Consider the following 13,124-nt stretch of genomic DNA (forward strand, 5'->3'; position numbering starts at 1 on the left):
CAAAATCACTAAAGTCAAATCAATGCTTGCGGTTAAAAGTAAATTTTGCCTTTAGCAACTAAAAAGACTAAATTTAGCTATTTGCTAAATTTAACCGACTAAATTTTTATCAATCTCTACAATTCTTAAAAAAGCTTTTCTGGCACTTTTTTTAGCCTGCTCACTTAGTCCTTCTTCAAAATTTAAGACATTTTCGAGCAAGACACTAATGCCAAGAAAAAGCGTCTTTGGGCAAATTTTTCGCAAATAGCTTAAAAGCACTGGCGTTGGGAGATTGTGAGTCGAGTAGATATAGTCTCTATCGTCACTTAGGTCGAAAAACTCTATCTTATCCTCATCAAAACCGCTCATCGCATCGACTACTATCAAAATATCAGGCGCAAATTCTCTAATAGCTGAGAATTCATTCTCAGGCACATCTTGCCCAAAAAAGACCTTCCACTCTTTTAGCTCAGCTTCTACGATGCGGCCTACTTCATTACCCACATCATCATCGCCACGCATAGGATTACCGATGCAAAGGATGGCCTTTTTCATCAAAAGTCCTTCCTAAGCACGATATATCCCTCTTTTAAATTTGCCAAAATTTCTTTAAGCTTACACTCACAAAGCTGCGGCAAGAGTTTAGCGATATGCTCGGCAAAAATTTCAACTTCAAAATATTTGCTTAAATTTCCGATCTTAAATTTAACGTATTCGCCTGAGTTTTTGATCATCTCGTCAAATTCCTCATCGCTTAGCTCTAAAATTTTCTCGCTAAAATCAATTGTGCCAACGCCATGTCCCACGCAAGTTGAGAAAATTTTTATCTCCTTTAGCTCGCGTGGTAACTTGTCGTTGTCGTCCATATGCCTTTTTGTAAGCTTATAAACTTGTATCATCTCTTACTCCAAACCTCGCTATCAACGTCTATCGCAAAGCTTTTATCAGCTTTTGCATATTTTAGATAGACATCATTATGCAAAAGCCCCATGCACTCAGCATATCTAGGATCTTCCTCTTTTTTGATAGCTGTAAGCACAGCCTCTCTTGAAATGCTTGGGTCATGGACATCTTTTGAACATTTGATAGCATTCATATATTTTTCAAAAAGGATTCTACCAAAGATATAGCTCATTAGCCTTCTGCTTTCAGCTTGCAAGTCACGCTCGAACAAGATATCGCCTATGACCGACTTCTCAACTGAAGGTGGCAATGTGTTATCTTCCTCATAGCTTTTTTTATGAAGTTTTTGATCGATGATACCAAGAGCCATGCCAAGGCCGTAAATAATGCTTGCTGGGTGTGGAGGACAGCCTGGGATATAGACATCGACTGGGATTATCTTATCGATGCCGCCCCAAACGCTATAAGCGTCGTGGAAAATTCCGCCACTGCTTCCGCACGCACCAAGAGCAACTACGATCTTAGGATCTGGAGTCGCTTCATAAGCACGAAGAAGCGGATAATACATCTGTCTTGTTACAGGACCAGTACAAAGCAAAATATCAGCGTGTCTTGGGTTTGCTACAAGTTTAAAACCAAAACGCTCAGGATCCCACATCGGTGTAATAGCTGCAAAAATTTCTATCTCACAGCCGTTACAGCTTCCGCAGTCGATCCTATAAACGCTAAAGCTTCTTTTGATATTTTTTAGATGCTCTAGCTTTGCAGTTAGATCATTTGCTGTTTTTATGTCCTCTGGGACTTGATATAGACTCATTTTATAGCCTCCTCAATGCCTTTTGTTAGCCTCTCAGCAGATTGATTTTTCTTGCACTCTGGGCAGATGTAAAGGTAGTCTTTTGCCTCTTCGAGTCTGCCTGGGAGTAAATTTGCTGTGCCAAGCTTTTCAAGGGTGAAATTTATAAGCCTTTTTGGTGTAAATGGCTTGCCGCAGCATTTACAAGTTTGCATCTCAAGCTCGCCTCTTTGTATAAGAGCGCTCTTGTCAAATTTAACCGCAAGCTCAAAGCTATCACTAAGTCTTACAGCTCCAGTTGGGCAAACCTCATCGCAGCGTCCGCAAAATATGCAGCGTCCGCAGTCAAATTCCCAAACAAGCTTTGTTTGCTCCTCGTTCATCTTAAGCTCTATCGCGTTACTAGGACAAGCGATACCGCAAGCTGCACAACCTATGCAAAGATCGTATGTATAGTTTGGCTGACCACGGAAATTTTCAGGAACAATATATGGCTCAAATGGATAGGCGTATGTCGCTTTTCCATATTTTTCTGTGATGTCAAATAACTTCATCATCTTAAATCCTTCTTACTAACCCCGCCATCTTGACAGAATTTTTTAAGGTCTTTCTCTGTTAAAATTTTACTTTTTTTAGTCCTTACATCAACCAAAGTAACACGCTCTGTACATGAGTAGCAAGGGTCAAGTGAGCAAACGATAAGCGCAGCGTCACTTATGTTATTCCCTCTAAATTGATACCTTAGACTTGGCCAGTTGTTGTATGTTGCTGCCCTGCATCTCCAGCGATATACTTTTTGAGCGCTACCTTGCATGATCCAGTGAACGTTCTCGCCACGTGGTGCTTCATCATGACCAAGTGCAAAATTTTCAGGTTTGATCATAGTCACAGGATCGATCATGATCGGAGTTTGAGGCATTAGCTCAAAGCATTGGCGGATGATGTGGATAGAGCTTTTTAGTTCTTTATATCTAACCATCTCACGAGCAAAAACGTCGCAACCATGCTCAACTGCTACTTCAAATTCTATCTGTTTAAAAAAGTCGTATGGGTGATCGTAGCGGTTATCACGTTTAAAGCCAGAGCCTCTCATATTTGGACCAACTGGGCTAAAGTCACGTGCTATTTGGCGATCTAGGATTCCCACACCTTTCCAGCGTCCGATTTGGCGTTTATCCTCCATAACTGCGTCCCAAATTTCTGAAATTTGAACGTCAAGTTTATTTATGATCTCGATACCTTTTTTGATCTCTTGATTTGTCATATCACGTCTTAAGCCGCCCATAACGACGTTACCGTATGTTTTACGTCCGCCAGTTACAAGCTGAGCTAGCTCCATAGAGTACTCACGAACCCTAAAGATGTGCATAAACGCATTATAGTTACCAGTGACCTCACAAGCTAGACCGATATTTAAAAGGTGGCTGTGAAGACGCTCGATCTCAAGACAGATGACGCGTATAGCTTGAGCTCTTAGTGGAATTTCAAGCTTGATAGCTTTTTCTGCTGCTTCGATACAAGCGATAGCGTGAGCATAACCACAAATTCCACAAACACGCTCTGCAAGATAGCCCATTTGATCATAGTTCATTCTGTTTTCAGCTAGCTTTTCCATACCGCGGTGTTGATAAAAGAGGCGGTAGTCAGCGTCTATAATCTCGTCGCCGTCACAGAAAAGTCTAAAGTGACCTGGCTCATCTGAAGTAATATGTAGTGGTCCAAGTGGCACATCAACTACTGCATCACCTGTTGGAAACAAAAACTCAGAATCAGGCTCATCTCTGTGATCAACCGGATCAGGGCGGTAGCGATAATCCATCGCATCTTTTCTAAGTGGATGAAGTCCGTCTGGCCAGTCATCACTTAAAACTAGACGCCTTTTATCAGGCAAACCTTCGGCTACCAAACCAAACATATCATAAGCTTCTCTTTCGTACCAAACACAAGCTGGCACTAGCGGGGTAACTGATGGGAATGTCGGATCGCTTCCTGGGATAAGCGTTTTAACAGTAATAAAGCACTTATCCTCAGCCGCAAAGTCGTCCGCTTCTGTCATCTTGCTACCTTCCATTGAAAGAGCATAATAAAGAGCAAAGCTGCCATTTATCTGGCGCTCGTCATTTGGTATCATCGTGCTTATGAAGCCGCCAATATCATAATAAAGCGTTTTAACAGCTAGTGGAAGATCGTTTCTATCAACCAAAACTGTGATCTGATCGTCTGCTTGACGAGTTACTTCTAAAATTTTTACCTTGGTTTTTAGGATTTCAACAAATTTATCGCCTCTCATTTTAAAGCTCCCATCATTATATTAACACCGTTATCTACTAGCGTATAAAAGCTATCTACGTGCCATACGCCAAAGATTATGATAAGGGCACAAAGTGCTATAAGAGGTAAATTCTCTAACAAACTCATCTCTTTATTATGAACAACCACACCTTTTGGCTCACCAAAGCTTGCCATGTTAAAGTGTGCAAAGTCAGCTATGAAAATAACTGCAAGTGCAATAGCAAATAGCGCAACTGCGATGTATTGACCGCTTGTGATAGCTCCTACAAAGACGTTATATTCACTAACAAATATAGCAAATGCTGGAACACCAACTAGTGAGCAAACAGCCGCGCCAAACATTATAGTGGTGATCGGCGCGATCTTAACCATGCCGCCCATCTTACTCATATCTTTGTGGCCATAAATTCTTGCTATGTTGCCTGTTGAGCAAAATGCCAAAGCTTTAGTAAAGCTGTGAGCTAAGCAGTGAAATATCGCTGCAAATAGACCAAATTTACCGCCAACACCAAGTGCAAATGCGATAACACCCATGTGAACGATTGAGTGGTATGCAAACATTCTTTTTACGTTGTGTTGTCTGATTAGGAAAAATCCTGCTACAAAAAGAGTGATAGTTCCTGAAACGATCATTATGCCCTCAACAAAGCTAAATCCAACTGCTTGAGCTGTGATAGCGTAGTATCTTAAAAGTGCTAGCATCGCACATTTTAAAAGTACACCTGAAAGCAAAGCTGAAATAGGTGCTGGACCTTCAGCGTGAACGTCTGGTAGCCAAGTGTGAGTTGGAGCAAGACCAGCTTTTGTACCAAAACCAATTAGAGCAAATACAAAGATAAGTTTTGCTGCATCTGGGTTTAAATTTTTAGCATTTGCCATTATGCTTGAAAATAGCATAGAAGCTTCGCCATCTCCTAGAGTGCTAAATGTGGCTGAATATAAAAGAACAGTCGCATAAAGTGCAAATGCTAGACCGATTGAGCAAAGAACAATGTATTTGTAACCACTCTCTGTTGATTTTTGATCTTTGTGGATAGCGACCAAAAATACTGAAGCAAGAGTTGTTGCCTCGATAGCTGCCCACATAAACGCAACGTTGTTGCAAATAACGCTTAAAGTCATTGTAAAGATAAATACATGGCTTAATGCATAATATTTTTTAAGATCGCTTAAGTGGATGTGTCCATCTTCAAGCTCCCATCTCATGTAGTGGATAGAGTAGAAATTTACTATAAATCCAGTTACAGCGATAAGCACCAAGAAAACACAGCCTAAGCTATCTAAAAACAAAAATTTATCAAAACTATAAAAAGTTCCGCTACTTAAGACTTTAAGAACATTGTTAAGTAAAGCCACCGATGTCGCAGCAGAAAACAAAACGTGAAGTCCGCTTAATACCGCATAATTTTTAGGACTCAAAAACAAGACCAAAGCACCAAGGAGCGGTAAGATAAGTATTAAAGCTAAACTATCCATCTCTAACCCCTTAAATTTGAAGCTTTAGAAGTATCTAAGCTATCATAAGCTTTATAAAATCTAATCGCTAGAATGCTCATGATGATAACGGCAAATATCGCATCTGTTAAAATTCCAAGCTCAACTAACTCATGTGAGTTATAAGCCATTAGAGCAAGGCTTAGGTGGATACCGTTTTCAAATAAGCAGTAAGCTAGAATTTGTTTTATAAATGAGTTTCTTAGCATGAAGCCAAAAATTCCCATCATAAAGACCGTTCCAGCTGCGATTAGCATGATCTCTTCTTTGATAAGAGAAAATTTTAAAAATATAGGGTGGATACTCATTGAAAGAGCTAGAGAAAATCCCATAGCAATAACAGGACTTACAAAAAATCCACCAACTGGCTCATCTTCGCTAACTACGCCAAGTTTTTTGATAAGCCAGAATAAAATTCCTGGCACAAGTAAAACTTTGGTAAAAAAGGCAACGATCGCCCAAGTTTTGAGCTGCTCGGCGTTAAATTTCTCAGATAGCAAGAAAAATATGCTAACTAAAAGTAGTGTCTCAATCGCATAAGCGATGATTGAGAGTTTCAAGCTTCTAAGACCAAAAACCGCAAGCGAAGTTACGATCATGCAAATGGCTAAAATATCAAGTGTTTGCATCTCACACTCCTACTACATAAAGTGTTAGTGCAACAAACGAGATAGCAAGTGCACCAAGCGCATTTTTGCGTAAAGATGAAGTCATTTTAAAGCGTGGTCCAAAGTTGTCTATAAAGACAGCTGCTACGTAAAATACTCCAGTTTTTATCACAAAAATGATAATAGCTAAGAAAGGATTGCTAAAATTCCATGGCTCAAATATAGTTAGGAAAAGTCCGATCATAGCAAACTGTTTTAATATAAGTGATGCTTGAACTAAACCAAGGTCGCTACCTGCGTACTCGCCAAGCAAGCCTTCTTGAAGCTCTTGCTCAGCTTCAGCTACGTCAAATGGTTTTCTGCCAGTCTCAACATACATACACCATAAAAATGCGATAGAAGCTACGGCAAAACTTGGGATTTGATATCCGATAACGCCAGTTTTTACCATCTCTTGGATCTCAATTAAATTTGATGTTTTAGCTGCAAGCATTACTACGATTAAGCACATGATCATAACTGGCTCAACATATACGCCTAGCATTTGCTCTCTGCCGCCACCTGTTGCTGCAAATGGGTTGCCGCTATCCATTGAAGCTGCACCAAATACAAATCTAAGCAATGCGCCAAGATAAAGGATCACAAATATATCTGAATACGCTCCAAAAACAGTATCTTTGCTGTATGTTATAGGTATAGCAGCTAGTACTGCAGCTGAAGTTGCAAAAAGGAAAAATGGAGCCCATCTAAATACCCAGTGAGAGCACTCAGGCACAGTTCTTCCTCTTCTAAAGAGTTTTATAATGTCGCGATATGTTTGAAAGAAATCGCTACCTTGTTTTGATTGAAGTCTAGCCCTTAGTTTTCTTGCCATACCATCAAACAAAGGAGCTACCAAAACGATAACGACTACTTGAAATATCATTAAAAGTATAGTTTGCATTTTCGTCTCCTAAACTAAAAAGTAGCCCACAGCAAGTATGGCACAAAGATAAATTAGGATATAAAGCGTATAGACGTTTGTGTATCCGCTTTGAACGATGCCTAGTTTATCGGCAAATTTCATACACCATTTAATGACTGGCTCATAAAACATTCCCCACCAGATATCTTTTGGATGGTTGTGATATTCAACCGCATCAAAATAATTTCTAGTAACGATCTTTTTATCGGCTCTAAATAGCCATTGCATGATCTTTCTAAGGTCACCTGTAAATGGGCCACCTGTCATTTGCATACGTGAGCTATATTTAAAGCCGCATGCCCAAGGATCAGTCTCGCGTGGTTTATCTCTATTTGCTTTCATAACAGCAAGGATGATAAATGGCAAAATCATAGTCGCACATAAAACTAAAGCGATAAGCGGAGTTGAGATCATACTGCCTATTGGTGAAGTTACATTTATAGCACCAAGGCTAGCTTTATAGTCGCTTATAGCGATAGAATTTACAGCTTGCATGATGTAATCAACTATGAAGTTTGCGCCAAGACCAAAGCCAACGCAGCCTATCATTAGGATGATCATACCAAGAACCATGCCTATTGGACTCTCTTTAGCATTTTCCCAAATTTTTTGATCTCTTGGAGTACCTGCAAAGATAACAGCGTAAAGTTTTAAGTGCATACCAACCAAAACGCCTGTTAGCGCAAGAGCTACGACGCCAAGTGTAAATGCATATCTAACTAATGTTCCTTCCCCCATTGCACCTTGAAGCATACCTTGATATGTAAACCACTCTGAAACAAAGCCGTTTACTGGAGGCAAGGCTGCGATACCCATAATACCTATAAACATACCAAGGCTTGTCCATGGCATTTTTTTAGCAAGACCACCAAGGATGTCCATATTTTGTGTATGAGTAGCGTGGATAACCGAACCAGCACAAAGGAAAAGTAGACCTTTAAATATAGCGTGGTTAACTACGTGGTAGCAACCTGCTAGAAAACCTACTGCTGCAAGTGTTAAATTTCCAGCTGCGACACCATAAATTCCTGTGCCAAGACCTAGTAAGATGATGCCTATGTTCTCAACTGAGTGATAAGCAAGTAAAGCCTTGAAGTCGTGTTGGCAAAGAGCGTATAAAACACCAAATAGTGAGCTAGCTGCACCAAGAGCGAGTATCGTAAGGCCAAAATATGTGCTAAGTGGTAAGTAAAGTGTAAATTTAACTAGTGTAAATAGAGCAACTTTGATCATAACGCCTGACATAAGGGCTGAAACGTTTGATGGTGCTGCTGGGTGAGCTTGTGGAAGCCAAACGTGAAATGGCCACATACCAGCTTTACTACCAAATCCAACCAAAAATAGTGCAAATACAGCAACAGAAGCGCCAAATGGCATCTTAACACCCATAAATGCGCTAAAGTCAAAGCTTCCTGCGTAGTAAGCTGTGATAAGCAAGCCACAGGTGATACAAAATGCACCGATTTGTGCGATACCAAGATATACCATAACCGCTTTAAGTGTATTTTTACCGTCATTGATGATGATAAGAAATGATGAGATAAGAGTCATAAGCTCCCATAAAACTACAAAGCAAAAAACATTATCAGCGCTAATTACTAGAAGCATTGAAAGGATGAATGTATTAAACAAACATGCAAATACGCCAACATTTGCTTTTTTGATGTACTCTTCAGCGTAGCTCATACCATAAACGCTACTTGCAAATCCGATGAAAACAACGACAAAGCTAAAGAAATTTCCAAGTGGATTTAGCGCAAATTTTGGCGAATACAAAAAGCCATCCATAAGAGCAAAGCTATCGCTTACTCCCATATTTGCAACAAAGTGACACATCGCATAAAAACAGCTTAAAGCGCTTAATCCAAAACCAACCTTTACAGCGGCCTTTGGAGCACAATAAAGCAAGATGCTAACGACGGCACTTACAAGAAATAGCATATAAACCGTAGTCATCTTATGCTCCTTGTCCGTTTAAAATTTTAGTAGCAAATTTATTCGCTGCTTCATAATCTATCCTCTTGCCAAGTTTATGTTTGCCCTCTTCTGGATCAATCATAACAAGAGCACTAGTTGGACAGACATCAACGCAAGCTGGTCCATTTTCACGACCAAAGCACATATCGCATTTAACAGCGATATTTTTTGCACCCGATTGTGACTCTATCTCAAGGTTGTACTTTGGCTCGACAGCATAATTTACTGAAGGCATAAGCTCTGCACTTGAGCTTATCGCACCATACGGGCAAGCGATCGTGCACATCTTACAGCCTATACAAATTTCCTCGTGAAGCTCGATGCAATTATCATTAAATCGCAATGCCCCAGTTGGACACACATTCGCACAAGGACCATCGTCGCATTGTCTGCACTGAGTTGGCATAACGCCAGTAGCTTCTCTTAGCACACTTAGCCTTGCACGTGACAGCTTGCCGCGTTCATAAGCGCTCTTAAAACATGCAGCCATGCAGGTCGCACATCCTATACAGCGTTTATAATCGGCAATCACAAATTTATGTTTTTTCATAAATTCCTCCCATTAAACAAGGCTAAACTGCCCTGCTCACTTTTAAAGTGATGGTTAGTCACCAAAATAGAGATAGTTAAATTTTTATTTAACATCTCAAACGCTCCTTCCTAATTTTTGTAATAATTCTATAACTTACAATGAATAAATTCCGTCATCTATCTGACAAATTTTGTATTTTTAGAATTAAATTTTTATTTTATATGTCTTTAAGATTATCTACTTAATATCGATTTTTAGGTATGTTTATTTGCTAAAGGATAATATTTATTAATAAAATTTTCCTATAAAGAGTAAAGATATCTTAATTAAGTTTAAAATTACAAGTTAATTATTTAAGCTCGGGTTAATTAAATAAAACTGAAATTTAAAAATCTAAAATATAATCCGACCTTTAAATTTAAAAGGCTTTTTATGGGAATTTTTATAGTTATAGTTTTGTTTATTGTTGCAGTTTTTCTTTTTATGAAATTTACTCCAGTTTTTGGTGGCGTGCCAGATATTAAAAGCCAAAAGCTGATAAAGGCTTCGCCAAATTTTAACGGCAAAGTTTTTATAAATTTAGAGCCCCCTATTGATATGGTAAAGAATAATCCACAAGCATCTATGTTAAATTACATTCCACAAGCGCTCTTTCCACCAAAAGGTAAGCTACCAACTAAGCCTTTGCCAAATTTAAAATTTGACGCAAATTCCTTAAAAAATGGAGAATTTATCTGGCTTGGGCACGTTAGCCTCATATGCAAGCTTGATGACAAAACTATCATCACAGATCCAGTTTTGCACCGAGCATTTCCACTACCAATTGGCGGTAAGCCATTTACCTACGAGCATGCTATCACCGCTAGCGATTACCCAGATGTGATCGACATCGCCCTCATCTCGCACGATCACTACGATCATCTTGATCATAAAACGATACTTGAGCTAAAAGATAGAATTTGCAAATTTCTAGTGCCACTTGGTGTAAAAGCTCATCTTGTAAAATGGGGCGTTGATGAAGACAAAATTTATGAGTTTGACTGGTTTGGTGATCAAAAAATAGGAAATTTAAACTTCATGTTTTGTCCTTCAAGGCACTTTAGTGGGCGCACATTTAAAAGAAATACGACGCTTTGGGGTGGCTGGGCGGCCCAAAAGGCTGGCTTTAGCTTTTATTTTAGCGGAGATGGCGGATACGGCAAGCATTTTAAGATGATAAATGAGAAATTTGGTGCCTTTGATCTAGTTTTTATCGAAAATGGTGCTTACGGCGATGGCTGGCCCTACGTGCACATGAAGCCAGAAGAGTCAGCGCAAGCGCTAAAAGATCTTGGTGCAAAGCTTGGTGTTACCGGTACACTGGGGCAAATTTGATCTATCTTATCACGCTTGGGATGAGCCGATCAAGCGTTTTGAAAAGGCAGCGACAAAACTTGAGCTAAACTACGCAACGCCGATGATCGGAGAAGTTTTCACTACCCAAAATCCGCCTAGAAAAAAGTGGTGGGAGAAAATTTAGGAATAAAATTTGCTCTAAATTTTAAAATCCAAAAGGAAATGCTGATGAAAATTTCTGAAAATTTAGCAAATCTAAAAAATGTCATCGATAAAGCTGCAAAAAGTGACCTTGATATGAGCGCAACTGGAAGCTTTTTACAAAATTTAGAAAAAGCAAATAAAGAGACTGAAAAAATTTATAAACAGCTAGAAAAAGAGCTAAAAAGCGATGCGCAAATGTTTAAACAATTTGACTTCATGCAGATGATAACAAAGCTTCAATACGGCAACCTAAAGCCAAATGAACGTGAAAAACTACTCAATAAAATGAGCAAGATCGCCAAGGAAATTTAGTTTTAAATAGGCTTGATGCGGAGCTAAATTTTACTACTTCTGTGGAATTTGGTGGGTTTTGGTGAGTGATTTGCTTAAAATAAATTTATTTAAATAGCGACCGTTAAAACTCAGATATATTTCTATTTTATGCCGAAACGCTTATATATTCATAGCTCACATAGTAGCATAGACATACTACTGCTTTAGGTTTTAGGCAAATTTTTAAATTTCATGAACGAGTAATTTCGGCTCTAAAATTTGAGCTAAGCAGTAAGCGAAGCTAGATTTTAGTAGTCAATTCTTGCAAGTGAATGAAAGTTTTAAAATTTGCAAAGCATATAGACCATACAACTCCTATTCTTTTATTAAGGGAGAAGGGAGCTTAAATTACGAAGTCACTCCCTTCTCCCTTAACAATCCCTCTTCCCTGACACGTTCAAGGGGCATGCTCTAGTGCTAAAGCACTGCATGCAGTTTTGTTAATTTCAATCAAACTTTAATGAGTAATTTCGGTTCTAAAATTTGAGCTAAGCAGTAAGTGAAGCCAGATTTTAGTAGTCGGCTCTTACGAGTGAATGAAAGTTTTAAAATTTGCAAGACTGCTTGATTAAATTTTGTAAAAGAATAAATTTAAAGAATACCTATTTATATATGTAAATTTACCAGAGAGAATTTAAGAGCCAAAGAGGCTCTTAAATTTTAGTGTAGTTCGCTCCAAACTTTGCGTTTCCAAAGCCAAGCAAAAATTCCTAATATAAAGAAGTAGATCATGACATAAAGCCCTGTGCTCTCGCGCTCAGCCTTTTTCTTGTCACCTACTTTTTGGATATAAGCTACCACGTCGTCTTCAGCGGCTTTATTTAAACCAACTCTAGGCATCGCAGTACCTGGTAGCATCTTTTGAGTATCGTTTATAAATTTATGTAAATACTCATCACCTTTTGAACGAATCATCATCGATAGGTCAGGTGGGTTTGAGCCCATATAAGCAGCAAGGCTTACTTTGTTGCTAAATGCATATTTTTTGTCATATTTTATATCATGACATCTTTGACATGCATCAGCGAAAACCTTTTCGTCAGTGATCTTATTATTTGCCTTTTCATAATCAGCAGATACCTTTTTCAAATAAGCTACTATATCGGCAGTCTCAGCATTTATATCACTACCAGCACCCATAAATGCGGTCATCGGAAATAGATGCTCGTCGTTAAATTTATGAGTTAGTTTTAAAGCCATAGTTGGGTTTTTAATGAGAGCAGCTAAAAATTTATCATCATAAATTTTACCAGCGGTACTAAGATCTGGTGGCACTACACCAAAGCTTTGACTAGCTGTCTCAGCATCCATACCAGCTGGCATACCTGCTGCTTCTATACCGTGGCATCCTGTACATCCTGCTGCTACAAAAGTGTCAGCACCCTTTGTGGCGTCACCTTTTGTAAGGTCGATAGAGTTAATGTCATTCCAAAATGCTGTATAGTCATCAAGAATTTTTTGTGCTACTTCTACATCTTTTGTAGCCGCATCTATACTTGCCTTATTTCCGCTAGCCTTAGCAGTCTCAAGTGCTGTCTTTTTTTGCTCTAAAAAGTGCTTTGCATAGTCAGTATCTTCTTTTGAGAAGTTATACTCAGCATTTGCAGTGTGTGGATGAAGCTTTGTATGAGCATAAGGCTCGATACCCCAATATAAAACACCTGAAAGAATAACAACAATGGCAAAAATTTTAAGCTCTTTCAT

Annotated in this window: 14 protein-coding genes; 3 read left to right on the top strand and 11 right to left on the bottom strand. The window is 38.9% G+C overall.

The features are described 5' to 3' along the window. Positions 1-90: 90 nt before the first annotated feature. The 10 genes from CVT18_RS00535 to CVT18_RS00580 are packed head-to-tail and all read right to left on the bottom strand — an operon-like array spanning position 91 to position 9,566. Entirely contained in the window at positions 91-537 is a 447-nt protein-coding gene (locus CVT18_RS00535) for a hydrogenase 3 maturation endopeptidase HyCI (protein ID WP_021091859.1), read from the bottom strand. Beyond that, positions 537-881: a formate hydrogenlyase maturation HycH family protein gene (locus CVT18_RS00540; protein ID WP_021091884.1), complete on the bottom strand. Its 345-nt coding sequence runs from the start codon at positions 879-881 to the stop codon at positions 537-539. The genes CVT18_RS00535 and CVT18_RS00540 overlap by 1 nt, the downstream gene beginning before the upstream one ends. Beyond that, complete coding sequence (locus CVT18_RS00545) at positions 878-1,702, bottom strand: NADH-quinone oxidoreductase subunit B family protein (RefSeq protein ID WP_021091627.1); 825 nt, start codon at positions 1,700-1,702, stop codon at positions 878-880. The genes CVT18_RS00540 and CVT18_RS00545 overlap by 4 nt, the downstream gene beginning before the upstream one ends. Next, positions 1,699-2,238, bottom strand: coding sequence for a formate hydrogenlyase complex iron-sulfur subunit (locus CVT18_RS00550; RefSeq protein WP_054197155.1), 540 nt, complete (start codon positions 2,236-2,238; stop codon positions 1,699-1,701). Before CVT18_RS00550 ends, CVT18_RS00545 begins: the two co-directional genes overlap by 4 nt. Next, complete coding sequence (locus CVT18_RS00555; RefSeq protein WP_103599938.1) at positions 2,235-3,971, bottom strand: NADH-quinone oxidoreductase subunit C; 1,737 nt, start codon at positions 3,969-3,971, stop codon at positions 2,235-2,237. The genes CVT18_RS00550 and CVT18_RS00555 overlap by 4 nt, the downstream gene beginning before the upstream one ends. Beyond that, entirely contained in the window at positions 3,968-5,449 is a 1,482-nt protein-coding gene (locus CVT18_RS00560) for a hydrogenase 4 subunit F (protein ID WP_021091695.1), read from the bottom strand. The genes CVT18_RS00555 and CVT18_RS00560 overlap by 4 nt, the downstream gene beginning before the upstream one ends. Positions 5,450-5,451: 2 nt before the next feature. Further along, positions 5,452-6,096: a hydrogenase 4 membrane subunit gene (hyfE, locus tag CVT18_RS00565; protein ID WP_021091711.1), complete on the bottom strand. Its 645-nt coding sequence runs from the start codon at positions 6,094-6,096 to the stop codon at positions 5,452-5,454. A 1-nt stretch (position 6,097) separates the two neighbouring features. Next, entirely contained in the window at positions 6,098-7,018 is a 921-nt protein-coding gene (locus tag CVT18_RS00570; protein ID WP_072594545.1) for a respiratory chain complex I subunit 1 family protein, read from the bottom strand. Positions 7,019-7,027: 9 nt separating this feature from the next. Beyond that, a complete protein-coding gene (locus CVT18_RS00575; RefSeq protein ID WP_103629346.1) occupies positions 7,028-8,995 on the bottom strand; it encodes a proton-conducting transporter membrane subunit in 1,968 nt (655 codons plus the stop codon). 1 nt (position 8,996) lies between these two features. Next, positions 8,997-9,566: a 4Fe-4S dicluster domain-containing protein gene (locus tag CVT18_RS00580; protein ID WP_021091760.1), complete on the bottom strand. Its 570-nt coding sequence runs from the start codon at positions 9,564-9,566 to the stop codon at positions 8,997-8,999. Positions 9,567-9,980: 414 nt separating this feature from the next. Between CVT18_RS00580 and CVT18_RS00585 the strand changes: the two genes are divergently transcribed. The 3 genes from CVT18_RS00585 to CVT18_RS00590 are packed head-to-tail and all read left to right on the top strand — an operon-like array spanning position 9,981 to position 11,399. After that, on the top strand, positions 9,981-10,922 hold the full coding sequence (locus CVT18_RS00585) for an MBL fold metallo-hydrolase (protein WP_234410246.1): 942 nt from the start codon (positions 9,981-9,983) through the stop codon (positions 10,920-10,922). Next, complete coding sequence (locus tag CVT18_RS10375; protein ID WP_234410247.1) at positions 10,882-11,067, top strand: hypothetical protein; 186 nt, start codon at positions 10,882-10,884, stop codon at positions 11,065-11,067. Before CVT18_RS00585 ends, CVT18_RS10375 begins: the two co-directional genes overlap by 41 nt. A gap of 44 nt (positions 11,068-11,111) precedes the next feature. Further along, positions 11,112-11,399, top strand: coding sequence for a hypothetical protein (locus CVT18_RS00590; protein ID WP_103629345.1), 288 nt, complete (start codon positions 11,112-11,114; stop codon positions 11,397-11,399). A gap of 681 nt (positions 11,400-12,080) precedes the next feature. Here the strand turns inward: CVT18_RS00590 and CVT18_RS00595 are convergent. Further along, entirely contained in the window at positions 12,081-13,124 is a 1,044-nt protein-coding gene (locus tag CVT18_RS00595; protein ID WP_103629344.1) for a c-type cytochrome, read from the bottom strand.

The sequence above is a fragment of the Campylobacter concisus genome, from assembly GCF_003048405.1.
In the GTDB taxonomy this organism is placed as follows: Bacteria; Campylobacterota; Campylobacteria; order Campylobacterales; family Campylobacteraceae; genus Campylobacter_A; species Campylobacter_A concisus_Q.

Bases quoted from the DNA above. Each gene is read 5' to 3' on its own strand.
- CVT18_RS00535 (WP_021091859.1), bottom strand. From the start codon at position 537: ATGAAAAAGGCCATCCTTTGCATCGGTAATCCTATGCGTGGCGATGAT.
- CVT18_RS00540 (WP_021091884.1), bottom strand. From the start codon at position 881: ATGATACAAGTTTATAAGCTTACAAAAAGGCATATGGACGACAACGAC.
- CVT18_RS00545 (WP_021091627.1), bottom strand. From the start codon at position 1,702: ATGAGTCTATATCAAGTCCCAGAGGACATAAAAACAGCAAATGATCTA.
- CVT18_RS00550 (WP_054197155.1), bottom strand. From the start codon at position 2,238: ATGATGAAGTTATTTGACATCACAGAAAAATATGGAAAAGCGACATAC.
- CVT18_RS00555 (WP_103599938.1), bottom strand. From the start codon at position 3,971: ATGAGAGGCGATAAATTTGTTGAAATCCTAAAAACCAAGGTAAAAATT.
- CVT18_RS00560 (WP_021091695.1), bottom strand. From the start codon at position 5,449: ATGGATAGTTTAGCTTTAATACTTATCTTACCGCTCCTTGGTGCTTTG.
- hyfE (WP_021091711.1), bottom strand. From the start codon at position 6,096: ATGCAAACACTTGATATTTTAGCCATTTGCATGATCGTAACTTCGCTT.
- CVT18_RS00570 (WP_072594545.1), bottom strand. From the start codon at position 7,018: ATGCAAACTATACTTTTAATGATATTTCAAGTAGTCGTTATCGTTTTG.
- CVT18_RS00575 (WP_103629346.1), bottom strand. From the start codon at position 8,995: ATGACTACGGTTTATATGCTATTTCTTGTAAGTGCCGTCGTTAGCATC.
- CVT18_RS00580 (WP_021091760.1), bottom strand. From the start codon at position 9,566: ATGAAAAAACATAAATTTGTGATTGCCGATTATAAACGCTGTATAGGA.
- CVT18_RS00585 (WP_234410246.1), top strand. From the start codon at position 9,981: ATGGGAATTTTTATAGTTATAGTTTTGTTTATTGTTGCAGTTTTTCTT.
- CVT18_RS00590 (WP_103629345.1), top strand. From the start codon at position 11,112: ATGAAAATTTCTGAAAATTTAGCAAATCTAAAAAATGTCATCGATAAA.
- CVT18_RS00595 (WP_103629344.1), bottom strand. From the start codon at position 13,124: ATGAAAGAGCTTAAAATTTTTGCCATTGTTGTTATTCTTTCAGGTGTT.